The organism is Kosakonia oryzendophytica, from assembly GCF_900094925.1.
Classification (GTDB): Bacteria; Pseudomonadota; Gammaproteobacteria; order Enterobacterales; family Enterobacteriaceae; genus Kosakonia; species Kosakonia oryzendophytica.
In genome coordinates this window covers 45,464-70,551 of the sequence record NZ_FMAY01000011.1, presented here as the reverse complement: position 1 = coordinate 70,551, position 25,088 = coordinate 45,464, and the positions used below count along the sequence as shown (strand labels likewise).

Sequence of the window (25,088 nt, the reverse complement as noted above, 5' to 3'; positions counted from 1 at the left end):
AGTATTAAAGGCGGAAAACGAGTTCAAACGGCGCGTCCCAATCGTATCAATGGCGAGATTCGTGCTCTGGAAGTTCGCTTAACAGGTCTGGAAGGCGAGCAGCTTGGTATTGTGAGTCTGAGAGAAGCTCTGGAAAAAGCTGAAGAAGCCGGGGTAGATTTAGTTGAAATCAGCCCTAACGCCGAGCCGCCAGTTTGCCGTATAATGGATTACGGCAAGTTCCTCTATGAAAAGAGCAAATCTTCAAAGGAACAGAAGAAGAAGCAAAAAGTTATTCAGGTTAAGGAAATTAAATTCCGACCTGGTACAGATGAAGGCGACTATCAGGTAAAACTCCGCAGCCTGATTCGCTTTCTCGAAGAGGGCGATAAGGCCAAGATTACGCTGCGTTTCCGCGGTCGTGAGATGGCCCACCAACAGATCGGTATGGAAGTGCTTAATCGCGTGAAAGACGATCTGAATGAACTGGCAGTGGTCGAATCCTTCCCTACGAAGATCGAAGGCCGCCAGATGATTATGGTGCTTGCTCCTAAGAAGAAACAGTAAGGCCATCAAGTAATTAAACCTGTGGGCCACAAGCCTGCGGGTTTAGTTCGCCTATGTTTCGTTTATTAACAATGCGAAGTGGAAGTTAAAAAATGCCAAAAATCAAAACCGTACGCGGTGCTGCGAAGCGTTTTAAAAAAACCGGTAAAGGTGGTTTTAAACACAAGCACGCTAACCTGCGTCATATTCTGACCAAAAAAGCTACCAAGCGTAAACGTCACCTGCGTCCGAAAGCCATGGTTTCCAAAGGCGATCTGGGCCTGGTAATCGCGTGCCTGCCGTACGCATAAGTCGTTAACCTTTAACTTTTTAATTAGAATATAGATACAGGAGAGAGCCATGGCTCGCGTAAAACGTGGTGTGATTGCACGTGCACGTCATAAGAAAATTTTGAAACAAGCTAAAGGTTACTACGGCGCGCGTTCTCGCGTTTACCGTGTTGCCTTCCAGGCTGTTATCAAAGCTGGTCAGTACGCTTATCGTGACCGTCGTCAGAAAAAGCGTCAGTTCCGTCAACTGTGGATTGCACGTATCAACGCAGCAGCACGTCAGAACGGTATTTCTTACAGCAAATTCATCAACGGCCTGAAAAAAGCCTCTGTTGAAATCGACCGTAAGATCCTGGCTGACATCGCCGTATTCGACAAAGTGGCATTCACTGCCCTGGTTGAAAAAGCGAAAGCAGCTCTGGCGTAAGCCAGTTTAAGAGAGGGAGCCTGGCTCCCTCTTTTGCTTTAACATTATCAATGCATTGACATTTCGCCGTGATACGCTTTCAATAAGTCATCACAGCTCACTTACCCGGTTAAGGTAACGCAAGCATGAATGCTGCTATTTTCCGCTTCTTTTTTTACTTTAGCACCTGACTCCAGGAGGCTAGCGCGTGAAAGAAGAAACGGAAAACAGCGCCAGAAAGCCTCCCTTGTGGAGGCTTTTTTTGTATCTGCCGCGTGTAAATATCGTCATATAACGAGGAAAACCATGTCACATCTCGCAGAGCTGGTTGCCGGTGCAAAGGCAGCCATTAACGATGCCCAGGATGTCGCCGCGCTGGACAATGTTCGCGTCGAATATCTGGGTAAGAAAGGGCACCTGACCCTTCAAATGACCACCCTGCGTGAGCTGCCGCCGGAAGAGCGCCCGGCTGCCGGGGCCGTGATCAATGAAGCGAAGGAGCAGGTTCAGCAGGCGCTGAATGCCCGTAAAACCGATCTTGAAAACGCAGCGCTGAACGCGCGTCTGGCGGCTGAAACCATCGATGTTTCTCTGCCAGGTCGCCGTATCGAAAATGGGGGGCTGCATCCGGTTACCCGTACTATTGACCGCATTGAAAGTTTCTTCGGTGAGCTCGGCTTTACCGTCGCGACAGGTCCGGAAATCGAAGACGATTACCACAACTTCGACGCCCTGAACATTCCGGGCCATCACCCGGCGCGTGCTGACCACGACACTTTCTGGTTCGATGCGACCCGCCTGCTGCGCACCCAGACTTCTGGCGTGCAGATCCGTACCATGGAAAACCAGCAGCCGCCGATCCGCATTATCGCGCCAGGCCGCGTCTATCGTAACGATTACGATCAGACGCATACGCCGATGTTCCATCAGATGGAAGGGCTGATTGTTGACAAAAACATCAGCTTCACCAACCTGAAAGGTACGTTGCACGACTTCCTGCGTAACTTCTTTGAGGAGGATCTGCAGATCCGTTTCCGTCCGTCTTATTTCCCGTTCACTGAACCTTCTGCGGAAGTGGATGTGATGGGTAAAAACGGCAAATGGCTGGAAGTTCTGGGCTGCGGTATGGTGCACCCGAACGTGCTGCGCAATGTTGGCATTGACCCGGAAGTTTACTCCGGCTTTGCATTTGGTATGGGGATGGAGCGTCTTACCATGCTGCGCTATGGCGTGACAGATTTGCGCGCATTCTTCGAAAACGATTTGCGTTTCCTCAAACAGTTTAAATAAAGGCAGGCAAAACAATGAAATTCAGTGAACTGTGGTTACGCGAATGGGTCAATCCGTCCATTGATAGCGAAGCGTTGTCGGGCCAAATCACGATGGCAGGCCTCGAAGTGGACGGCGTTGAGCCGGTAGCCGGGGCGTTTCACGGCGTGGTCGTGGGCGAAGTGATGGCGTGCGCTCAGCATCCAAATGCTGACAAATTGCGCGTAACAAAAGTCAATGTTGGCGGCGATCGTCTGCTGGACATCGTCTGTGGTGCACCAAACTGCCGTCTGGGGCTGAAAGTGGCCGTTGCAACCGTCGGCGCGGTGTTACCGGGTGATTTCAAAATCAAAGCGGCAAAACTGCGTGGCGAGCCGTCTGAAGGTATGCTGTGCTCCTTCTCTGAGCTGGGTATTTCTGACGATCACAGCGGCATTATCGAACTGCCGGCGGATGCGCCGATTGGCACCGATATTCGTGAATACCTGAAACTTGATGATAACACCATCGAAATCAGCGTTACTCCGAACCGTGCTGACTGCCTCGGTATTATTGGTGTGGCACGCGATGTGGCGGTACTGAATAAGTCACCGCTGGTAGCACCAGAAATGACGCCGGTTGCTGCAACGATCAACGACACGTTGCCGATTACAGTAGAGGCCGTTGAAGCCTGTCCACGCTACCTTGGTCGTGTGGTGAAGGGCATTAACGTAAAAGCGCCAACGCCGCTGTGGATGAAAGAGAAACTGCGTCGCTGCGGCATTCGTTCTATCGATGCGGTGGTGGATGTCACCAACTACGTTCTGCTTGAGCTGGGTCAGCCGATGCACGCCTTTGACCGCGACCGTCTGGATGGCGGTATTGTTGTCCGTATGGCGAAAGAGGGTGAAACTCTCGTATTGCTCGATGGCAGCGAAGCGAAGCTGAACGCAGATACGCTGGTGATTGCAGATCATAACAAAGCGCTGGCGATGGGCGGTATTTTCGGCGGTGAACACTCCGGTGTGAACGCTGAAACGCAGAACGTGTTGCTGGAGTGCGCCTTCTTCAATCCGCTCTCTATTACCGGTCGCGCGCGTCGTCATGGTTTGCATACGGATGCGTCCCATCGCTATGAGCGTGGCGTTGACCCGCAACTGCAGTACAAAGCCATGGAACGGGCTACCCGCCTGTTGCTGGACATTTGTGGCGGTGAGGCAGGCCCGGTAATTGACGTGACAAACGAGGCGACGCTGCCGAAACGAGCGACTATCCGCTTGCGTCGCAGCAAACTGGATCGCCTGATTGGCCATCACATTGCCGATGAGCAAGTAAGCGACATTCTGAACCGCCTGGGCTGTGAAGTGACCGAAGGTCAGGATGAGTGGCTGGCCGTCGCGCCGAGCTGGCGTTTCGATATGGAAATCGAAGAAGATCTGGTGGAAGAAGTGGCGCGTGTATACGGCTACAACAATATTCCGGATGAGCCAGTGCAGGCTGGTCTGATCATGGGTTCGCACCGCGAAGCGAACCTGTCGCTTAAGCGCGTGAAAACGCTGCTGAATGATAAAGGCTACCAGGAAGTGATCACCTATAGTTTCGTCGATCCGAAACTGCAACAGTTGATCCACCCGGGGGAAGAAGCCCTGATCCTGCCAAGCCCGATCTCCAGTGAAATGTCGGCAATGCGCTTATCACTGTGGACCGGTCTGCTTGGCACCATTGTTTATAACCAGAACCGTCAGCAGAGCCGCGTTCGCATTTTCGAAACTGGTTTGCGTTTTGTTCCGGATACTCAGGCAAACCTGGGCATCCGCCAGGATGTGATGCTGGCGGGTGCAATTTGCGGTAACCGCTATGAAGAGCACTGGGATCTGGCGAAAGGCAGCGTCGATTTCTTCGATCTGAAAGGCGACCTGGAGTCGGTCCTGGAGTTGACGGGCAAATTATCGGCGATCGAGTTCCGCGCAGAGGCGAATCCGGCATTGCATCCGGGGCAGTCCGCCGCGATTTATCTGAAAGATAAACGTATAGGTTTCATTGGGGTAGTCCATCCGGAGCTGGAGCGTAAACTCGATCTCAATGGTCGTACGCTGGTGTTTGAACTGGAGTGGAATGCGCTTGCAGACCGCGTGGTTCCTCAGGCTCAGGAGATTTCTCGCTTCCCTGCAAACCGTCGTGATATCGCTGTTGTCGTCGCTGAAAATGTGGCTGCAGCAGATGTTTTGGGCGAATGTAAGAAAGTTGGCGTAAATCAGGTAGTTGGCGTAAACTTATTTGACGTGTACCGCGGTAAGGGTGTAGAGGAAGGGTATAAGAGCCTTGCCATTAGCCTGATCCTTCAGGATACCAGCCGTACACTCGAAGAAGAGGAGATTGCCGCTACCGTTGCCAGATGTGTAGAGGCATTAAAAGAGCGATTCCAGGCATCATTGAGGGATTGAACCTATGGCGCTTACAAAAGCTGAAATGTCAGAATATCTGTTTGATAAGCTAGGGCTTAGCAAGCGGGACGCAAAAGAGCTGGTAGAGCTGTTTTTCGAAGAGATCCGTCGTGCTCTGGAAAACGGTGAGCAGGTAAAACTCTCCGGCTTTGGCAACTTCGATTTGCGCGACAAAAATCAACGTCCGGGACGTAACCCGAAAACGGGCGAAGATATTCCCATTACAGCCCGGCGCGTGGTGACCTTCAGACCCGGTCAGAAGTTAAAAAGCCGTGTCGAAAACGCTTCGCCCAAAGCTGAGTGATATGAACTAACTAAAAAGGCCGCCATGCGGCCTTTTTTCTTTTCAGCGCGCCGCATCAACCTTAGAATCAGTCACCTGACTGACGGGCATCACGGAAAACATGCTGGCATACGCTCATCTCCAACAGCAACGCAATCGCCGCTGGCTATGCGGTTTATCGCTGCTTTTACTGTTCGCGCTCGTTTTCAGCCTGTGCGCGGGTGAACAATGGATTGCTCCCAATGCCTGGTTTACCCCCGGCGGGCAACTCTTCGTCTGGCAAATTCGTCTGCCGCGCACATTGGCGGTACTGTTGGTCGGCGCAGCGCTGGCGCTCTCCGGTGCCGTTATGCAGGCTTTATTTGAAAACCCGCTGGCTGAACCGAGTCTGCTGGGCGTCTCCAGTGGCGCCGGTGTTGGCCTGATTGCCGCTGTTCTGCTCGGTGGCGGCATGCTACCCACTTGGGCGCTAGGTGTCTGTGCTATCGCCGGTGCGCTTATCGTGACGCTGATTCTGCTGCGTTTTGCTCGCAGACATCTTTCTACCAGTCGGCTGTTACTGGCCGGTGTTGCGCTCGGTATTATTTGCACAGCATTAACCACCTGGGCGGTCTATTTTTCAACCTCGTTCGATTTACGCCAATTGATGTACTGGATGATGGGCGGTTTTGGTGGTGTTGACTGGCAACAGAGCTGGTTGATGCTTGCGCTGCTGCCCGTTATGGGGTGGATCTGTTTGCAGTCGGCACCACTTAATGTGCTGGCGCTGGGGGACGTGTCAGCGCGACAGCTGGGATTGCCATTATGGTTATGGCGTAACGTATTGGTGGTCGCCACGGGCTGGATGGTGGGTGTCAGCGTCGCGCTTGCCGGGGCAATAGGTTTTATCGGTCTGGTGATCCCGCATATCCTACGATTATGCGGTCTGACCGATCACCGGGTGCTGTTGCCCGCCTGTGCGTTAACTGGCGCATCGGCGTTGCTCTTTGCCGATGTTGTCGCCCGTCTTGCATTAAGCGCCGCTGAGTTACCAATAGGTGTCGTAACTGCCACGCTGGGCGCACCGGTGTTTATCTGGCTATTATTAAAAGTTGGGCGCTAAGTCTGACAACCACAACATCAACAAAGGGGATGCTATGCAACAGGATATTCTGAAAACTGACGTCACGACCATTGAGGGTGAAAACACCACGCTCGAAAACTACCGCGGTAATGTGCTGCTGGTGGTTAACGTTGCCTCGAAATGTGGGCTGACGCCGCAGTATGAGCAACTGGAAAACCTCCAGAAGACGTTAGGCGACGAAGGGTTCAGCGTGCTCGGCTTCCCTTGTAACCAGTTCCTCGGCCAGGAGCCTGGCTCCGAAGAAGAGATCAAAACGTTTTGCAGCACCACGTATGGCGTGACCTTTCCGATGTTCAGCAAAATAGAGGTCAACGGAGAATCTCGTCATCCGCTCTATAAAAAATTGATTGCTGCAGCGCCCGTGGCTGTTGCGCCTGAAGGCAGTGGGTTCTATGAGCGTATGGAGAGTAAAGGGCGTGCGCCGAAGGAGCCGGGTGACATTTTGTGGAACTTCGAAAAATTCCTTATTGGTCGCGATGGTCATCTGATCCAACGCTTCTCGCCGGATATGACACCGGAAGATCCGCTCTTGCTGGCAGCCATTAAAGACGCACTGGCGAAATAATACCGATGCTGTTGCAATTGCTGGATGTGGGGGCTGCGGGTCGACTGGGTCCGATAACATCAACCATTGGTCGTGGAGAGATCCTGCACCTGGTGGGGCCTAACGGTGCGGGGAAAAGCACCTTATTGACCCGCCTTGCAGGATTGTCTGGCGGGCAGGGATGTGTGCTATTCGATGGACAGCCTCTGGAGCGCTGGCCTGCGACGCAACTGGCGCGCCATCGTGCTTACCTTGCCCAGCAACAAACGCCGCCTTTCGCCATGCCAGTCTGGCATTACCTGTCGTTGCATCAGCCCGATGGCGCGCAAAGCGCCTTATTGCTGGAGATCGCCGGGAAACTGGGGCTGAACGATAAACTGGATCGGGCAGTGAACCAGCTTTCCGGCGGGGAATGGCAGCGCGTGCGTCTTGCCGCGGTGATATTACAGATCCACCCGCGCGGTAATCCGTCCGGGCAGCTTCTGTTGCTGGATGAGCCAATGAATGGTCTCGACATTGCACAGCAAGCCGCGTTGGATAAGCTGCTCTGCGAACTGGTGGCGTCAGGCATTACGCTGGTGATGAGTAGCCATGACCTGAACCACACGTTACGGCATACCCATCAGGCATGGTTATTGAATGGTGGCAAGCTGATTGCCAACGGTGCAGGGCAGGACGTATTGGTGCCATCAATGCTTGAGGTGGCTTACGGCGTACCCTTCCGGCGGCTGGAAATCGAAGGCCATTCGATGCTGATCCCCGTGACGTGACAAAAACGTGACTTGCCACATATCGTACTCCCACGGTAGATTATTCCGAGAAAAGAAAGAACGAGGCTTGGTCCAGAATGCGTATCTGGTTTCTTGTGGCCGCAGCGCTATTCCTTGCAGGATGTAGTTCGCATCGCGCACCGCCACCTAACCCGAGATTGTCCGACTCGATTACCGTTATTGCTAATCTGAATGATCAGCTTAGTGAATGGAACGGTACGCCGTATCGCTACGGGGGAACCAGTCGTTCGGGCATTGATTGCTCTGGCTTCGTGATGATGACATTCCGTGATAAGTTTGCCCTCCAACTCCCGCGGGAAACGCGTCAGCAGGCGGAAATTGGCACAAGGATCGATAAAGACGATTTGCTGCCCGGTGATCTGGTGTTCTTTAAAACTGGCTCTGGCGAAAATGGGCTGCATGTTGGCATTTATGATACTGACCACGCGTTTATTCATGCATCGACCAGTCGTGGGGTGATGCGTTCCTCTCTTGATAACGTTTACTGGCGTAAGAATTTCTGGCAGGCACGGCGGATTTGAGTCATATCGTGCTCGTCGTGCGTCGGGGAAAGCGAGAGGAGGAGCGAGAGTAGTCGCTTCTCTTTTGTTTTTGAGCATTCACGTTTATTAAACCAGGATGTTTCTGCTAATTAATATTTATAATATTAATTAATTTTATCGTACACTGGGCTCTGGAATCGTGGCTTATTAGTTTTCTAAGCTGCTAAAACTTAATAAGGATTAAGGAGAATCTGAATATTAAATGGAAAAAAATGAAGTTAATCTCATTAAAATCAACAAATTTGAATTATGTTTACCTGGGTTTAAGAATGCCGGACTTCACCCTTAATGCGGGACTGGCACAATGATTGTATCGCTGGATGACACATATCGCTCCGAGCTTTTATTACTGCCTGCGAAAAATGGTAACGGAATGCTTCAGGGGCTGGAGATTATTGTGAACTTTGTGGGTAGCGACAGTACTGTGCGTGCGCCCACAGAGCTGGTCTTGCCACGCCTGACGCCAGACGAGACGCTGGCGCTGTTTGCTGAGCAGCTTGCGTTGCTTGAAACCTGCCAACTCTTTTTTATACAACATCAGTTAATTGCCTGGATAAATATTTCCCCGCTTATTGTTGATGCTTTGTTATCGAATGAACAACTTGCTGCTCGCGTGGATAAATTCCCCTTCCTGGAATTTACCATCAATGAGAACTATCCCGGTCTGAATATGGGTAAAGAAAATCAGATATTGTCTCTATTGGCGAAACGATATCCGTTAGTGCTGGCAAATTTTGGTTCTGGTGCTGCGTCGACCAAAGCCATTTTCGATGGCCTGTTTAAAGGTGTGGCGTTAGATAAAAACTTCGTTCATCAACGATTATCTTCCCATTCATTTGAGCCATTTATGCGGGCGATCGTTTCGCAAATTGAACCATACTGTCGTTCGATCATGATTACCGGTATCGATAATGAGCTTGCGTTAAAAAAGGCCATTCCATTCCAGTTCAGCGCCATGCAAGGCGCACTGTGGCCAGCGGTGACTGTATCGATGATCACCTCGCTGATACATCCATAGCCCTGCTTTTCCCCCGTGTTTAATCGTCGCTGAAGGCACTACACTAAAAGCAGGAGGAACCATGACCCTGTCTTTTACTACCCACTGGCGCGACGAGTTGCCAGAATTTTATAGCGCGTTGTCACCGACACCGCTTGATAATGCGCGGCTGATCTGGCGTAACGTACCGCTGGCGCGTGAGCTGGGCGTACCGGATGCCCTTTTCCATCCCACTTCCGGGGCGGGCGTCTGGGGCGGCGAAACACTGCTTCCGGGCATGTCGCCACTGGCACAAGTCTATAGTGGACATCAATTCGGCGTCTGGGCCGGTCAACTGGGCGACGGGCGCGGTATCCTGCTTGGAGAACAGCAATTGCAGGATGGCTCTACCCGAGACTGGCATCTGAAAGGGGCTGGGCTGACGCCTTATTCGCGCATGGGAGATGGCCGTGCGGTGCTGCGTTCGACAATTCGCGAGAGCCTGGCATCGGAAGCGATTCATTACCTCGGTATTCCCACTACGCGCGCGCTCAGTATCGTGACCAGTGAGACGCCGGTGATGCGTGAGCGACGGGAATCGGGCGCAATGCTGATGCGTATTGCCGAAAGTCACGTGCGTTTCGGGCATTTCGAGCACTTCTACTATCGCCGCGAGCCACAAAAAGTGCAGCAATTGGCAGATTTTGTGATCCGCCATCACTGGCCAGCGTTACACGATGAAGGCGATAAATATGTGGTCTGGTTCCGTGACGTCGTACGGCGCACAGCGGCACTGATCGCCCGCTGGCAGGCGGTGGGGTTTGCTCATGGCGTCATGAATACAGATAACATGTCGATCCTCGGACTGACAATTGACTATGGCCCGTTTGGTTTTCTGGATGATTATGAACCGGGTTTCATTTGCAATCATTCGGACTATCAGGGGCGTTACAGTTTCGATAACCAGCCCGCCGTTGCCTTGTGGAATCTTCAGCGTTTGGCGCAGTCGCTGTCGCCGTTTATCGCTGTCGAAGCGTTAAACGCAGCACTGGATGAGTATCAGCATGCGCTGTTGACAGAGTATGGCGTGTTAATGCGCCGCAAGTTGGGGTTCGTGAGTCAGCAGCAAGGTGATAACCAGTTGCTGGATGGGTTGTTCTCATTAATGGCGCGGGAAGGAAGCGATTATACCCGTACTTTCCGCATGCTGAGTCTGACGGAACAGCACAGCGCCAGTTCACCGCTGCGTGATGAATTTATCGATCGCGCTGCGTTTGATCGCTGGTTCACGGATTACCGTGCGCGTCTCCAGGCGGAAAACATTGATGATGCACAGCGGCAACAACGGATGAAAAGCGCCAATCCGGCAATCGTTTTGCGAAACTGGCTGGCACAGCGTGCCATAGAAGCCGCGGAGCAGGGCAATAATGCAGAGCTGGAACAACTTCATGACGCGCTTCGTCAGCCCTTTATCGATCGCCATGATGACTATGTCCATCGTCCGCCGGACTGGGGTAAACGTCTTGAAGTGAGCTGTTCAAGCTAATGGGCTGTTATTTGGTGAGGATGAGCTTTCCTGCGTGGGTCTGGCGTAGCAGATAGTGCTGGCCTTTGTGCTCAATCACCACACGTCCTTCGTCGCCCAGCAGTATCTGACTGCTGATGCGGCGATCGGTGGGAATGATATGCGTGGCGTTTTCCTGGGATCTGACCGGGGGCATCGTCGTGCTATCCATATGCGACATCTCAGCTCAAAGCAAAATCTGTATTAACAATGAGAATCATTATCAATATTCTGGCGTGAGAGGCAAGGGGCACGTCGCTGTTTTGCGGCTGATCCCCCAGGAAGACGTAGGGAGAAAAGGGGATTCCCGCCGCGAACGGCGGGAGAGGATCAAAAGCGTGTTGCTACTGCGTCAGCTAATCTGACGAGCAGGTCTTCGCTGTCTTCCCAACTCAGGCAAGGATCGGTAATGGATTGCCCATACACCATCGGTTGACCACTCACGATTTTTTGCGTCCCTTCTTGCAGGAAACTTTCCACCATCACACCGGCAATCGCGGTTGAGCCGTTACGGATCTGCGTGCAAATATCATCGCAGACATCCAGTTGCAGACGGTGTTGTTTCTGGCAGTTGCCATGACTGAAGTCCACCACCAGATGTTCCGGCAGATCAAATTCACGCAATGTCGTGCAGGCATTCGCAATGTCTTCGGCATGGTAGTTGGGTTTTTTCCCCCCACGCATAATGATATGGCCGTACGGGTTACCACTGGTCTGGTAGATGGTCATCTGCCCGCTTTTATCCGGGGAGAGAAACATATGGCTGGCACGCGAGGCGCGAATGGCATCTACTGCGATACGGGTATTGCCGTCGGTGCCATTTTTGAAGCCTACCGGGCAAGAGAGCGCGGAGGCCATTTCCCGGTGGATCTGACTTTCCGTGGTCCGTGCGCCAATCGCTCCCCAACTGATTAAGTCGGCGATAAATTGACCTGTCACCATATCAAGGAACTCCGTCGCCGTGGGGACGCCAAGTTCGTTTACCTGCAACAGTAATTTACGTGCCAGTTCGATACCGTGGTTGACCCGGTAACTGCCGTTAAGGTCTGGATCGGAAATCAGCCCTTTCCAGCCCACAACGGTGCGGGGTTTTTCAAAATAGGTGCGCATCACGATTTCCAGATGCGCAGTGTGTTTTTCCCGTAATGTCTTAAGGCGGCGGGCATAATCCATTGCCGCATCAAGGTCGTGGATGGAGCAAGGGCCAATAATGACCAGCAGGCGACGATCTTCGCCATTGAGGATTTTTTCGATCCGGCGACGGGAATGCGTTACGTGCTCCGCGACTTCTGCGCTAACAGGGTGCAACTGCGCCAGTTCAGATGGCGTCACCAACCTGTCGATGCGCGCAGTGCGAAGTTCATCGGTTTTATTCATCAGAAATCTCAAAAAAGGTGTGCTTCATGGGCAGAAATGCCGGAAGTAATGCGCATCACCTTAAACCAATCCCGGCTTATTACAAGTCTGACTGTGACGCGCATCACATCATTGCCGCATATGATAGCGCACATTGAACTCTCGTACTAGTCTGTTAGTACATGCGGCGATTCAGCCCCATAATGTCGAGCATTTTTGTCGCGATCTCTTCCACCGAGTAATTGGTACTGTTGAGACAAGGAATATTGTTCTTGCGGTAAAGCGCTTCAACTTCCTGCACTTCCATCCGACACTGGCGTAACGACGCGTACCGACTGTTTTCCCTGCGTTCTTCGCGAATCGCGGCAAGACGCTCTGGATTAATGGTCAGACCAAATAATTTATGTTGCAATGGCTTCAGGGCTGCGGGAAGAATGAGGTTATCCATATCGTCGGCGATAAAAGGATAATTTGCTGCGCGAATACCAAATTGCATTGCCAGATAGAGACTGGTGGGTGTTTTACCGCAACGGGAAACACCCAGTAAAATCACCTGCGCCTGATCGAGATTACGCAGTGAAATACCATCATCGTGCGCGAGAGTGTAATCAATCGCTGCAATTCGGGCGTCATATTTGGTTAAATTACCTGGATTGAGCCCATGTGTACGATGCGCAATCGGTGTGGGATCGAGTTTTAATTCCTGCTGCAATGGGGCAACCAGCGCCTGCACGATGTCCTGACAAAATCCTTCGCTTTGCAAAATAATAGAGCGAATTTCCGGAAGGACGATGGAATAGAAAACCAGCGGCCGGTTGCCGGTCTGTTGATAGATAGCATCTATTTGTTCCTTGACGGCTCTGGCACGGCTTTCGTTTTCCACGAATGGAAGCGTTATACTACTTACAGTAACAGGGAACTGCGACATGACCGCGTGGCCTAATACTTCGGCGGTGATAGCGGTTCCATCAGAAATATAAAACACGTGGCGATCTACAGAACTCTCCATTTAATCCATCCTGAATATCATACGTAATTCTCTGAAAGCATAAATTAAAACACCGATATTGCGTATCTCCTTTTTCTCATTTTTAAAAATGAAATGGTGTTTTTGTTTTTAGTGAAAAGCTGAGTTCAATTTTTTTATTGTTGCATGAAAAATAAGGTTTTACTTAAGAATGACTATTACCGAGGACCGCAGATTGATGGGAATCTGTCCGAAAAACCAGAAATCGTAATTGCTTACACGATTCACCGTTTTTTCAACGGAATTAATTATGCCAGGATTAATGGGTAGTCTGGTGTTTTACCCATTCATATATCACAAAAGGATTGTTTCGATGTCCAACAATGACTCGTCTCCGCTGGTGCTTTGGTATGACCAACTCGGCATGAATGATGTAGACAGAGTTGGAGGCAAAAATGCCTCCCTTGGTGAGATGATTACTAATCTGTCCGGTGTCGGCGTATCCGTACCGAACGGTTTTGCAACCACCGCCTATGCGTTTAATCAGTTCCTTGAGCAAAGCGGGCTGAACCAACGTATTTATGAACTACTGGATAAAACGGACATCGATGATGTTTCCGAACTGGCAAAAGCCGGCACACAGATCCGCCAGTGGGTGGTCGAGACGCCGTTTACGCCAGCGCTGGAAAAGGCCGTTCATGATGCTTACGCAAAATTATCGGAAGATGATGCGCAAGCGTCCTTCGCGGTCCGATCATCGGCCACCGCCGAAGATATGCCGGATGCCTCCTTCGCCGGGCAGCAGGAAACCTTCCTCAATGTGCAAGGTTATGATGCGGTGCTGGTGGCGATTAAGCATGTGTTCGCTTCCCTGTTTAATGACCGCGCCATCTCCTACCGTGTGCACCAGGGCTATGATCACCGTGGTGTGGCGCTGTCTGCTGGCGTCCAGCGGATGGTGCGTTCCGACATCGGCTCATCCGGTGTTATGTTCTCCATTGATACCGAGTCCGGCTTCGACCAGGTGGTGTTTATCACCTCCGCGTGGGGCTTGGGTGAGATGGTGGTGCAGGGTGCGGTTAACCCCGATGAATTCTACGTGCACAAACCGACGCTGGCTGCTAACCGTCCGGCGATTGTTCGCCGCACCATGGGTTCGAAAAAAATCCGCATGATCTATGCACCGACGCAAGAACATGGCAAGCAGGTGCAAATCGAAGATGTGCCGCAGGCGGATCGTGACCGTTTCTCATTGTCCGACGAGGAAGTGCAGGCGCTGGCGAAACAGGCGGTGCAAATCGAGAAACACTATGGCCGTCCAATGGATATTGAATGGGCAAAAGATGGTCATACCGGCAAACTGTTTATTGTCCAGGCGCGTCCTGAAACGGTGCGTTCACGTGGTCAGGTGATGGAACGATATACCTTGCATGCGCAGGGAAAAATCGTTTCTGAAGGCCGTGCTATCGGGCATCGCATTGGCGCGGGCACGGTGAAAGTGATCCAGGACATTAGCGAAATGAACCTGATCCAACCGGGCGACGTGCTGGTCACCGACATGACCGACCCGGATTGGGAACCGATCATGAAAAAAGCGGCAGCGATAGTCACTAACCGCGGCGGCCGTACTTGCCACGCTGCGATCATTGCCCGTGAGCTGGGGATCCCGGCGGTAGTGGGTTGCGGTGACGCAACGGAGCGCATCAAAACCGGTGAGAAAGTCACCGTCTCCTGCGCCGAAGGGGACACCGGTTACGTGTATGCCGATCTGCTGGATTTCAGCGTGAAAAGCTCCAGCGTAGACACCATGCCGGATCTGCCGCTGAAGATCATGATGAACGTTGGCAACCCGGATCGCGCCTTTGATTTTGCCTGCCTGCCAAACGAAGGCGTTGGCCTGGCGCGTCTGGAATTCATCATCAACCGTATGATTGGTGTGCACCCGCGTGCGCTGCTGGAGTTTGATGACCAGGAGCCGAAGCTGCAAAGCGAAATCCGCGAGATGATGAAAGGGTTTGATTCGCCGGTCGAGTTCTACGTCGGTCGCCTGACGGAAGGCATTTCCACGCTCGGCGCGGCTTTCTGGCCAAAACGCGTGATTGTGCGTTTGTCCGATTTCAAATCGAACGAATATGCAAACCTTGTCGGCGGCGAACGCTACGAACCGGAAGAAGAGAACCCGATGCTTGGCTTCCGTGGGGCGGGCCGTTATGTTGCTGACAGCTTCCGCGACTGCTTCGCGCTGGAGTGTGAAGCGGTGAAACGCGTGCGTAACGATATGGGGCTGACCAACGTTGAAATTATGATCCCGTTCGTGCGCACCGTTGAACAAGCGAAAGCCGTCGTGGACGAGTTGGCGCGTCAGGGGCTGAAACGCGGCGAGAATGGACTCAAAATTATTATGATGTGTGAGATCCCCTCGAATGCGTTACTGGCGGAACAGTTCCTCGAATATTTCGATGGCTTCTCTATTGGTTCCAACGACATGACGCAATTGACCCTTGGTCTCGATCGTGATTCCGGTGTGGTATCTGAACTGTTTGACGAGCGCAATGATGCGGTGAAGGCGCTGCTTTCAATGGCTATTCGCGCGGCGAAGAAACAGGGCAAATATGTGGGCATCTGCGGGCAGGGGCCGTCCGACCATGAAGATTTTGCCGCATGGTTGATGGATGAAGGCATCGACAGCCTTTCCCTGAATCCGGATACCGTCGTTCAGACCTGGTTGAGCCTTGCTGAGCTAAAAAAATAACGGCTAAATGAAAATCCCCGGCATAACGTCGGGGATTTTTTTATTTCAAACGCGAAGTCGTCTTCGATCACAATAACTAAAAATCGTAAAAAGCCTGGCAATTATTGCAATTGTGAGCCGGTTTTCTTCTTCCAATACTTTAGCCGGTAGTGAGCGGCGCGATGCGAATTTCGCGCCAGGTTGAAAAATTTTTAACCTCACAAGGCTGATAAAAATGACAATTCCCTCTGTCCTTCGTACTACAGACAAAATAGGTTACGGCCTGGGTGATATGGCAAGCGCCCTTGTCTGGCAAACCGCAACACTGTTTCTTGCGTATTTCTATACCGATGTCTTTGGTTTACCCGCCGCGATCATGGGCACCATGTTTTTGGTGGTGCGCGTGATCGATGCTTTTGTCGATCCCTGTATTGGCGCGCTGGTGGATCGCACGCAAACCCGGCATGGCCGCTTCCGTCCGTGGCTGCTGTGGTTCGCCATTCCGTTTGGTGTGAGCTGCCTCATTACTTTCTATGTACCGGACGTCGGCGCGACGGCAAAAATCATTTATGCCTGCGTCACCTATGCGATCCTGAGCTTTATCTACTCCGCGATTAATGTTCCGTACTGCGCAATGCCCGGCGCGCTGACAATGGATCCTCATGAACGTCATTCGTTGCAGTCCTGGCGATTTGGCCTGTCTTTTATTGGCGGGTTGGTTGTCACGGTGATTGCCTTACCGCTGGTGTCGCATCTTGGCGGTGGTAATGATCAAAAGGGCTATTTTTACGCCATGAGCATGATGGGCCTGCTCGGGATTGTGTTGTTCTTCGGCTGTTTTTTCATGACCCGCGAGCGGTTTACGCCGCGCAACGACACTAGCGGTTCGCTATTGAGTGATCTGAAACTGCTGGCGGCGAACAGTCAGTGGCGCATTGTGTTTCTGTTCAATATTTTATTGTTAACCGCCGTGGTGACGCGTGGTTCGGCCACCATGTATTACGTCAAGTATGTATTACAGCGACCGGAGATGGTCTTCACCTTTATTGTTTCCGGTATGCTTGCCGCTCTCGCCGGTGCACTGTTGTCTGCCCGTTTGCTGGGTAAATTCGACCGTGTCCGCGCCTATCAATGGACGATTATTACCTTCGTGGTTTTTGCCGCACTGATCTTTATTATCCCGCCTTCTCAGGTATGGCTGATCTTTGGCCTGAACATTGTGTTCAGTTTTATTCAAAACCTGACGACGCCACTGCAGTGGACCATGTTTTCCGATGTGGTGGATTATGAAGAGCATCGCAGCGGGCGACGTCTGGATGGGTTGGTGTTCTCTACTGCGTTGTTCGCGATCAAATTTGGCCTCGCTCTCGGTGGCGCGGTGGTGGGATGGGTACTGGGTGCCGTGGATTATGCGCCCAATCAGGCGCTGCAAAGCCCTACGGTGCTCACCACCATCAATGCGCTCTTCACCCTCATTCCTTGCCTGCTGTTTATTTGTATGGTGCTGCTGCTGACCCGTTACAAACTCAACAGCCAGCTTGCTGACACTATTGCTCAGCAATTGATGCGTAAACGCGATATCAGCAAAAGCGCGACGGAGCCGCAGGCCTCACCGGATTTCAGTAACACAGGAGTCAGCCGATGACCGCACTGTATAAAGATGCAAACCGACCTGTTTCAGAACGTGTGGCAGATTTACTGGCGCGTATGACGCCAGAGGAAAAATTCGCACAAATGCACGCCTTATGGCTGGTGCTCGATGAACATGGTGAGCACCGTGAACGTACCGATCTCAGTGATGAGTTCGCCGGCGTGAGTGCCCAGGCGGCGCTGGCGCAGCGACTAAAGCTGGGTGTCGGGCAGATTACGCGTCCGCTGGGTACACACATTGTGGATGCAAAACGCGGCGTGCGTGCGGCCAACCGCCTGCAAAAAACGTTGGTGGAGGAGACGAGGCTGGGTATTCCCGCTCTGTTCCATGAAGAGTGTCTGGTGGGATTGTTATGCAAAGACGCTACGCTGTTCCCGTCGTCGCTGAATTACGGTTCAACCTGGGATCCCCAATTGATCAAACGCGCTGCCTGGCACATTGGGCAGGAGGCGCGCTCCACAGGCTGTAAACAGGGGTTGGCCCCGGTGCTGGATGTGTCCAGGGATGTGCGCTGGGGGCGCACCGAAGAGACATTCGGTGAGGATCCCTGGCTGGTTGGAGTAATGGCCTGCGCCTACGTTGAAGGGTTACAGGGTGAGAAGGGCGATATGCTGGCCACGCTTAAACACTATGTGGGCCACTCTTTCAGCGAAGGCGCGCGCAACCATGCGCCGGTGCATCTGGGCTTTTGCGAACTGAACGACACATTTCTGCTGCCTTTCGAGATGGCGGTAAAAATGGCGAAAGCCGGTTCGCTGATGCCTGCCTATCACGATATCGATAATCAGCCGGGTCACAGTGATCATTTCTTGCTGACCACATTGCTGCGGGAGCAGTGGGGATTTGACGGCATCATTGTCGCCGATTATGGCGGCGTCAGTCTGTTGCATCAGCATCATGGGATCTCTCACGATGCAGCCGAATCAGCGGCATTATCTTTCAATGCGGGTCTGGATGTGGAACTGCCGAAAGATGATTGCGCACGCCATCTGGCACAGGCGGTTGAACGTGGACTGATATCGATGGCGAAAGTGGATGAGATCGTCGCTCGTGTGTTGACAGTGAAGTTCCGCCTCGGTCTGTTTGAACATCCGTATACCGATGAACAAGGCATCCGCTTGCAATCCGATGATACACGTCAGGTGGCGCGGGATGTGGCGACACGCTCGCTCACGCTGCTGGAAAACAATGGCATTCTACCGCTCAGCGGTACGCCACGCGTAGCGGTGGTTGGCCCCACGGCAGACGATCCGCTGGCGTTACTCAGCGGCTATAGCTTCCCGGTTCATTTGATCATCAGCGATATGCTGGAAGAGACCACGCAGGTGACAACGCCGCTGGCGGCACTGCGCAAGCAATTGGGAGAAGAGAACGTTCGCTATGCTAAAGGTTGCCACATTATCGAAAAACGCATGGCGGGTGCGCCGGTATTTCCGGGTGATGCCTCAGGTAAGCCGATGCAACAATCACCGGTGTCGATGGACCAAAGACTGATTCCGGAAGCGGTGCGCGTGGCGCAGGAGAGCGATGTGGTTATCGCCTGCGTGGGCGATCTGGCCGGGTTGTTCCAGAGCGGAACAGTGGGGGAAGGTTCCGACACTGACAGCCTGACGTTGCCTGGCGTACAGCAACAACTGCTGGAGGCGCTGGTGGCAACAGGTAAACCGGTGGTGGTCGTGATGACCGGCGGTCGTCCGTACAACCTGCAAGGGCTGGAGACGCGCGTAGCGGCATGGATGATGGCCTGGGCGCCGGGACAGGAAGGTGGCCACGCCATTGCTGATGTGCTGACCGGGCGTGCCGAGCCACAGGGGCGTCTGGTGGTGAGTGTGCCGAAAAGCGCAGGCGCAATGCCGTATTATTACAACCACAAGCTAAAAAGCGGTGGAACGCCCTATGCATTCCATTTTGGTTCCCGTTATCCGTTTGGGTATGGACAAAGCTGGACGCAGTTTGAATATGGTCAGCCTGTCTTACTCACCCCGGAAGTCCCGATTGAAGGCGATATCCGCTTGCAGGTGAGGGTGAAAAACGTGGGCGAGCGCAGCGGCAACGAGGTGGTTCAGATCTATGTGCGCGATAACGTCGCCTCGATGGTTCGGCCCGTGAAGGAGCTGAAAGCCTTTCAGCGGGTTGCGTTATCACCCGGAAAATCGGCGACGCTGACCTTTACTTTGCCGGTGGATATGCTGAATTTCACCCGGCGTGATGGGAAACGCATTGTAGAGGCGGGTGAGTTTGAACTGCAGGTTGGCGCATCTTCAGCAGACATTCGCGGTCGGGTAACCGTCAGCGTGACGGGGGAAACCCGGGTGTTGCCGCAACAGTGGAAAATGCTAAGTCACTGCGAAGTGAACGACAGCCAATAACCCGCGTGAATTGTTCGGGCTGTCACTGCACGGTGGCGGCCCGGCAAACTGAGGATAAAAAAAAGCCCATCGTGGGAGATGGGCAAAGACTACACACAGCAATTCGTTGTTTCACTCAGGGGATTTCCATGCTTATAAATCAAGATGTTGATCTATAACCTTGAGCCTAATAGTAGGCATGCGGGATTTTTGAGTCGATCAGATTCGTCTCATTAGTTAAACGTACGTAAAGAATATATGCGCAGAATGGCGCATTTTACGGGGTCTGAAGGGGTGTGCTCAGAAATAAGGCAGATAAATGATAAGTGCTGCTTAATAATCATTTAAGGCGGGCTTGCACCCGCCTTGTTTGCATTCAGGATTTGCTGTCTAAATTTTGTACATCATTCAGCGTGTTGTCCGTTGCCTCCGGTTGTGGAACCTCGTTAACCCAGGCAGAAAAGAGACGCCAGGAAACGGCCAATAAGACAGGACCAATGAACAAACCAATCATGCCAAACGCGACCAGGCCGCCAATCACCCCGGAGAGGATAAGGATCAGCGGCAGATCGGCGCCCATACGGATTAACACCGGACGGATAACGTTATCCAGCATTGCCACCACGCAGCTCCACACCAGCAGTACGGTGCCCCAGGGGGAATCACCGCTCCAGTAGAGCCAGATAATCGCCGGGATTAGCACCAGCAGCGGCCCAAGTTGCACCAGACAGGTCATCAACATCACCACGGTAAGCAGTGTGGCGTACGGCACGCCGGAGATGGCCAGGCCAATCCCGCCCAGCACGGCCTGCACCAGTGCGGTAACCACCACACCAAGCGCTACGGCGCGGATCGCTTGCCCGGCCAGCACTACTGCGGCATCGCCGCGTTTGGACGCCAGCCGCACGGCGAAGTGACGGATCCCCTGCGCCACCTGTTCGCCACGCCAGTAGAGCAGGGCGCTGAATAGCAGCATCAGCGCGCAGTGCAGCATAAAGCGACCAATATGCGCAGCCTGGCCGACAAACCATGTGGTTGTGGCGCCGACATAAGGGCGCAGTTTCGCCATAATGCCGCTGCCGCCCATATCCAGCAGGTTGTGCCAGCCGGCGTAAAGCTTGTCGCCAACGAGCGGAATGCTGTGCAGCCAGGCCAGTTCCGGCGGTGCCATCGCGCCGCTTGTCACCGCGTGGATCACCGGACCGCTGGAGTCAACCAGGCTGTTAACCAGCAGTGCTACAGGGATAATAAACAGCAGGATAAGCAGCAGCATCATCACCAGCACCGCCAACGAGCGGCGACCAAACAGCAGACGTTGCAGGCGCAACAGCAGCGGCCAGGTGGCAATCACTACCGTGCCCGCCCAGGCGAACCCAAGAATGAAGGGCTGTACGACCCACAGACAGGCGATAATCATGATGGCTAAAAACAGTACCGACAGCATGATTTGCGGTACATCCCTGGACTGACGTAAATCAACCATATGTATAACTCACCTTTATTGAATGGCCGAAAATTCGGTGTATCAGGAAATCAACAGAGATAATGATTAATGATTTCAGCGATTTTGGACAGTCTGATTCTGCCTGTAATTCTCATGGGCGCATAAGAAAAAAATGTGATACAACGATGAATGCTGAAAGCAAACGATTAACCTTTTACAACACTCACCGTCAGGCAGGGTCAAGCATAATGATCCCACAGATTTCCCAGGCACCCGGCGTCGTTCAGCTGGTGCTGAATTTTTTGCAGGCTTTGGAGCAACAAGGTTTTACCGGTGATACCGCCACAAGTTATGCCGACAGGCTGACCATGGCGACAGACAACAGTATTTACCAGCTATTACCGGATGCCGTTGTTTTCCCCCGTTCTACGTCAGACGTTGCGCTTATTACCCGCCTCGCATCCGAAGCGCGTTTCCAGTCGCTGGTGTTTACCCCGCGCGGCGGCGGTACCGGCACCAATGGTCAGGCGTTAAACCAGGGTATCATCGTCGATATGTCCCGCTATATGAACCGCATTATGGAGATCAACCCGGAAGAGGGGTGGGTGCGTGTCGAAGCGGGAGTGATCAAAGATCAACTCAATCAATACCTTAAACCTTACGGCTACTTTTTTGCGCCGGAACTGTCGACCAGTAATCGTGCGACGCTGGGAGGGATGATCAATACCGACGCCTCCGGCCAGGGGTCGTTGGTATACGGAAAAACCTCCGATCACGTTCTGGGGGTTCGCGCCGTGCTGCTGGGCGGGGATATTCTGGATACGCAAGCCATGCCTGTGGCGTTGGCTGAAACGCTGGGCGCGGCCAATACCGCCATTGGGCGTATCTATAAAACCGTACTGGAGCGTTGCCGTGATAACCGGCAATTAATTCTTGATAAATTCCCAAAACTGAACCGCTTCCTGACGGGGTACGATCTGCGCCACGTCTTTAACGATGAGATGACCGAGTTTGACCTCACGCGCATTCTTACCGGTTCAGAAGGGACGCTGGCGTTTATTACCGAAGCACGGCTCGACATCACCCCGCTGCCGAAAGTACGCCGCCTGGTTAACGTCAAGTACGACTCTTTTGATTCCGCGCTGCGTAATGCGCCGTTTATGGTGGAAGCCCGGGCGTTGTCGGTGGAAACCGTTGATTCCAAAGTTCTTAATCTGGCGCGAGAGGATATCGTCTGGCATTCGGTAAGCGAATTGATCACCGATGTGCCGGATAAGACCCTGCTTGGCCTGAATATTGTTGAATTTGCCGGTGATGATCAGGCGCTTATTGACAGCCAGGTGCAGTCCCTTTGCGAACGCCTCGATGTGCTGATGGCAAATGGCGAGGGTGGGGTGATTGGCTGGCAGGTCTGCGACGATCTGGCGGGGATTGAACGCGTCTACGCGATGCGTAAAAAAGCCGTTGGTCTGTTAGGGAACGCGAAAGGAGCCGCTAAGCCAATTCCTTTTGCCGAAGATACCTGTGTGCCGCCGGAGCATCTGGCGGATTACATTGTGGAATTCAGAGCGCTGCTGGACAGCCATGGTCTGAGTTACGGTATGTTCGGCCATGTCGACGCCGGGGTGTTGCATGTCCGTCCGGCGCTGGATATGTGCGATCCGCAACAAGAAATATTAATGAAGACCCTTTCCGATGAAGTGGTTGCGCTAACGGCAAAATATGGTGGTCTGCTGTGGGGCGAACATGGGAAAGGTTTCCGCGCCGAATACAGCCCGGCGTTCTTCGGTGAACAACTTTACGGCGAACTGCGGAAAGTGAAAGCCGTATTTGACCCGCAGAACCGTTTGAATCCTGGTAAGATTTGCCCGCCGGAAGGCGTCGATGCGCCGATGAAGCGGGTGGATGATGTCAAACGCGGCACGCTCGATCGACAGATCCCGATTGCTGTTCGCGCCTCCTGGCGCGGTGCAATGGAGTGTAACGGTAACGGCTTGTGTTTTAACTTCGATGTAAAAAGCCCGATGTGCCCGTCGATGAAAATTTCTGCCAACCGCATCCATTCGCCAAAAGGCCGGGCGACGCTGGTGCGCGAGTGGCTACGTTTGCTGGCGGATCGGGGTATCGATCCCGTTAAGCTGGAAAAAGAACTGCCCGAAAAACGCGCCAGCCTGCGCACGCTGATTGAGCGTACCCGTAATAGCTGGCATGCACGCCGCGGTGAGTATGATTTCTCCCACGAGGTGAAAGAGGCCATGTCGGGTTGTCTGGCCTGTAAAGCCTGTTCCACGCAGTGCCCGATTAAAATCGATGTGCCGGAGTTCCGCTCGCGCTTCTTGCAGATTTACCACAGTCGCTATCTGCGACCCGTGCGCGATCATCTGGTGGCGACCGTTGAAAGCTATGCGCCGCTGATGGCGCGCGCGCCTAAGACATTTAACTTTTTTATGAGTCAGCCCTGGGTGCGCTCGCTGTCAGCAAAACATATTGGCATGGTGGATTTACCGTTATTGTCGGTGCCGTCGCTGCAACGGCAAATGGTTGGGCACCGTACGGCCAATATGACGCTGGAACAGCTTGAACAACTGGATGCGGCACAAAAAGCGAAAACCGTGCTGGTGGTGCAGGATCCGTTTACCAGCTATTACGATGCGCAAGTGGTGACTGATTTTGTTCGTCTGGTAGAGAAACTCGGTTTCCAGCCGGTGGTCTTACCCTTCTCGCCTAATGGTAAAGCGCAGCATATTAAAGGCTTCCTGAACCGCTTTGCGAAAACCGCGCAGAAGACGGCAGATTTCCTTAATCGCGTGGCGCAGCTGGAGATGCCAATGGTAGGCGTTGATCCGGCGTTGGTGCTCTGTTACCGCGATGAGTACAAACTGGCGCTGGGGGATAAACGCGGGGATTTCCATGTGCAACTGGTGCATGAATGGTTAGCGACGGTACCTGACAGCGAAGATGCACCGGCTATCAGCGGCGAACCCTGGTATCTGTTCGGTCACTGTACCGAAGTCACGGCACTGCCCACCGCGCCGGGACAGTGGGCGTCGATTTTTGCGCGTTTTGGCGCGAAGCTGGAAAATGTCAGCGTTGGTTGCTGCGGTATGGCCGGGACCTACGGCCATGAAGTGAAAAACCATGCAAATTCACTCGGTATTTACGAGCTCTCCTGGCACCAGGCGATGCAGCGTTTGCCGCGTAATCGCTGCCTGGCGACAGGGTACTCTTGCCGAAGCCAGGTGAAACGTGTTGAAGGGAATGGCGTGCGCCATCCGTTGCAGGCTTTATTGGAGATAGTGGGATGATCTGGAAACGCGTAGTAACGCTGGAAGCGCTGAATGCTATGGGCGATGGCAATATGGTCGGTTTACTGGATATCCGTTTTGAGCGCATCGGCGAGGATGCGCTTGAAGCCTCAATGCCGGTAGATAACCGAACTCATCAGCCATTTGGCTTGCTGCACGGTGGCGCATCGGTGGTGCTGGCGGAAACGTTAGGCTCCGTGGCGGGGTATTTATGCACGGAAGGTGAGCAGAACGTGGTTGGCGTGGAAGTCAACGCCAACCATCTGCGTTCAGTGCGAAGCGGGCGCGTGCGTGGGGTTTGCCGCGCGCTGCATACCGGCAAACGACACCAGGTCTGGCAGATCGATATCTTTGATGAGCAGTCGCGCTTATGCTGCTCATCACGTCTGACCACGGCGGTTGTTTAAGCATACCCTGAGGCAGTAATCCAGCGTAAAACTTCATATTTTATTCATTATTCTTTACATAGCTTTTTGACGCTTCGTGCTATATTGCGCACCACTGGATGTATCGCTTCGGCTGCGCCGTATGCGAAGAGCTGTAACGCGTA

22 protein-coding genes, 1 other RNA gene and 1 other annotated feature are annotated in these 25,088 nt (G+C 53.0%); of the genes, 18 read left to right on the top strand and 5 right to left on the bottom strand.

What is annotated here, in order from left to right:
• Positions 1-3 precede the first annotated feature (3 nt).
• The 13 genes from infC to selO all read left to right on the top strand — a co-directional run bounded on the left by infC (position 4) and on the right by selO (position 10,718).
• A complete protein-coding gene (gene infC, locus GA0061071_RS17650) occupies positions 4-546 on the top strand; it encodes a translation initiation factor IF-3 (RefSeq protein WP_071532057.1) in 543 nt (180 codons plus the stop codon).
• A 92-nt stretch (positions 547-638) separates the two neighbouring features.
• A complete protein-coding gene (gene rpmI / locus GA0061071_RS17645; protein ID WP_001124225.1) occupies positions 639-836 on the top strand; it encodes a 50S ribosomal protein L35 in 198 nt (65 codons plus the stop codon).
• A 49-nt stretch (positions 837-885) separates the two neighbouring features.
• Positions 886-1,242 carry a 50S ribosomal protein L20 gene (gene rplT / locus GA0061071_RS17640; RefSeq protein ID WP_013366084.1) on the top strand — a complete coding sequence of 119 codons (357 nt, stop codon included), beginning with the start codon at positions 886-888 and terminating at the stop codon, positions 1,240-1,242.
• A gap of 120 nt (positions 1,243-1,362) precedes the next feature.
• Positions 1,363-1,487: a sequence feature (Phe leader region), on the top strand.
• Entirely contained in the window at positions 1,368-1,412 is a 45-nt protein-coding gene (gene pheM, locus GA0061071_RS23475) for a pheST operon leader peptide PheM (RefSeq protein WP_001386830.1), read from the top strand. Its footprint overlaps the feature before it by 45 nt.
• A gap of 40 nt (positions 1,488-1,527) precedes the next feature.
• Positions 1,528-2,511, top strand: a complete 984-nt coding sequence (gene pheS / locus GA0061071_RS17635) for a phenylalanine--tRNA ligase subunit alpha (RefSeq protein WP_061495084.1) — start codon at positions 1,528-1,530, stop codon at positions 2,509-2,511.
• Positions 2,512-2,525: 14 nt separating this feature from the next.
• Positions 2,526-4,913, top strand: a complete 2,388-nt coding sequence (pheT, locus tag GA0061071_RS17630; RefSeq protein WP_061495086.1) for a phenylalanine--tRNA ligase subunit beta — start codon at positions 2,526-2,528, stop codon at positions 4,911-4,913.
• 4 nt (positions 4,914-4,917) lie between these two features.
• Positions 4,918-5,217: an integration host factor subunit alpha gene (gene ihfA / locus GA0061071_RS17625; protein ID WP_006820203.1), complete on the top strand. Its 300-nt coding sequence runs from the start codon at positions 4,918-4,920 to the stop codon at positions 5,215-5,217.
• Positions 5,218-5,317: 100 nt separating this feature from the next.
• Positions 5,318-6,298, top strand: a complete 981-nt coding sequence (gene btuC, locus GA0061071_RS17620; protein WP_088236905.1) for a vitamin B12 ABC transporter permease BtuC — start codon at positions 5,318-5,320, stop codon at positions 6,296-6,298.
• Between the two features lie 34 nt (positions 6,299-6,332).
• Positions 6,333-6,884, top strand: coding sequence for a glutathione peroxidase (locus tag GA0061071_RS17615; protein ID WP_061495090.1), 552 nt, complete (start codon positions 6,333-6,335; stop codon positions 6,882-6,884).
• Positions 6,884-7,633 (top strand): vitamin B12 ABC transporter ATP-binding protein BtuD, encoded by a 750-nt coding sequence (gene btuD / locus GA0061071_RS17610; RefSeq protein WP_088236904.1) that lies wholly within the window; start codon positions 6,884-6,886, stop codon positions 7,631-7,633. The genes GA0061071_RS17615 and btuD overlap by 1 nt, the downstream gene beginning before the upstream one ends.
• 77 nt (positions 7,634-7,710) lie before the next feature.
• Positions 7,711-8,175 carry an NlpC/P60 family protein gene (locus GA0061071_RS17605; protein ID WP_061495093.1) on the top strand — a complete coding sequence of 155 codons (465 nt, stop codon included), beginning with the start codon at positions 7,711-7,713 and terminating at the stop codon, positions 8,173-8,175.
• A 325-nt stretch (positions 8,176-8,500) separates the two neighbouring features.
• Positions 8,501-9,214, top strand: a complete 714-nt coding sequence (locus GA0061071_RS17600; RefSeq protein WP_061495095.1) for an EAL domain-containing protein — start codon at positions 8,501-8,503, stop codon at positions 9,212-9,214.
• Positions 9,215-9,275: 61 nt separating this feature from the next.
• Positions 9,276-10,718: a protein adenylyltransferase SelO gene (gene selO, locus GA0061071_RS17595; RefSeq protein WP_088236903.1), complete on the top strand. Its 1,443-nt coding sequence runs from the start codon at positions 9,276-9,278 to the stop codon at positions 10,716-10,718.
• Between the two features lie 7 nt (positions 10,719-10,725).
• Here selO and hemP read toward each other — a convergent pair whose 3' ends face one another.
• The 3 genes from hemP to ppsR all read right to left on the bottom strand — a co-directional run bounded on the left by hemP (position 10,726) and on the right by ppsR (position 13,101).
• The gene (gene hemP, locus GA0061071_RS17590) at positions 10,726-10,893 is read right to left on the bottom strand and encodes a hemin uptake protein HemP (RefSeq protein ID WP_408612874.1); all 168 of its coding nucleotides are present in this window, start codon (positions 10,891-10,893) and stop codon (positions 10,726-10,728) included.
• Positions 10,894-11,066: 173 nt separating this feature from the next.
• Complete coding sequence (gene aroH / locus GA0061071_RS17585) at positions 11,067-12,113, bottom strand: 3-deoxy-7-phosphoheptulonate synthase AroH (protein WP_061495101.1); 1,047 nt, start codon at positions 12,111-12,113, stop codon at positions 11,067-11,069.
• A gap of 154 nt (positions 12,114-12,267) precedes the next feature.
• On the bottom strand, positions 12,268-13,101 hold the full coding sequence (gene ppsR, locus GA0061071_RS17580; RefSeq protein ID WP_061495103.1) for a posphoenolpyruvate synthetase regulatory kinase/phosphorylase PpsR: 834 nt from the start codon (positions 13,099-13,101) through the stop codon (positions 12,268-12,270).
• A gap of 331 nt (positions 13,102-13,432) precedes the next feature.
• Here ppsR and ppsA point away from each other — a divergent pair, with 331 nt between their 5' ends.
• The 3 genes from ppsA to GA0061071_RS17565 all read left to right on the top strand — a co-directional run bounded on the left by ppsA (position 13,433) and on the right by GA0061071_RS17565 (position 19,810).
• A complete protein-coding gene (gene ppsA / locus GA0061071_RS17575) occupies positions 13,433-15,811 on the top strand; it encodes a phosphoenolpyruvate synthase (RefSeq protein WP_061495105.1) in 2,379 nt (792 codons plus the stop codon).
• Positions 15,812-16,025: 214 nt separating this feature from the next.
• Positions 16,026-17,435, top strand: coding sequence for an MFS transporter (locus tag GA0061071_RS17570; protein ID WP_061495223.1), 1,410 nt, complete (start codon positions 16,026-16,028; stop codon positions 17,433-17,435).
• The gene (locus GA0061071_RS17565; protein WP_088236902.1) at positions 17,432-19,810 is read left to right on the top strand and encodes a glycoside hydrolase family 3 N-terminal domain-containing protein; all 2,379 of its coding nucleotides are present in this window, start codon (positions 17,432-17,434) and stop codon (positions 19,808-19,810) included. The genes GA0061071_RS17570 and GA0061071_RS17565 overlap by 4 nt, the downstream gene beginning before the upstream one ends.
• Before the next feature lie 54 nt (positions 19,811-19,864).
• Here GA0061071_RS17565 and rprA read toward each other — a convergent pair.
• Together rprA and ydiK are read right to left on the bottom strand one after the other, a co-directional pair.
• Positions 19,865-19,972, bottom strand: an RNA gene (gene rprA, locus GA0061071_RS17560) — antisense sRNA RprA.
• A 193-nt stretch (positions 19,973-20,165) separates the two neighbouring features.
• Entirely contained in the window at positions 20,166-21,272 is a 1,107-nt protein-coding gene (ydiK, locus tag GA0061071_RS17555; protein ID WP_088236901.1) for an AI-2E family transporter YdiK, read from the bottom strand.
• Positions 21,273-21,481: 209 nt separating this feature from the next.
• On the opposite strand from ydiK, the gene ydiJ reads away from it, so the two are divergent.
• Both ydiJ and menI read left to right on the top strand, forming a co-directional pair.
• Positions 21,482-24,538 (top strand): D-2-hydroxyglutarate dehydrogenase YdiJ, encoded by a 3,057-nt coding sequence (ydiJ, locus tag GA0061071_RS17550; protein WP_088236900.1) that lies wholly within the window; start codon positions 21,482-21,484, stop codon positions 24,536-24,538.
• On the top strand, positions 24,535-24,945 hold the full coding sequence (gene menI / locus GA0061071_RS17545; protein WP_088236899.1) for a 1,4-dihydroxy-2-naphthoyl-CoA hydrolase: 411 nt from the start codon (positions 24,535-24,537) through the stop codon (positions 24,943-24,945). The genes ydiJ and menI overlap by 4 nt, the downstream gene beginning before the upstream one ends.
• Positions 24,946-25,088 lie beyond the last annotated feature (143 nt).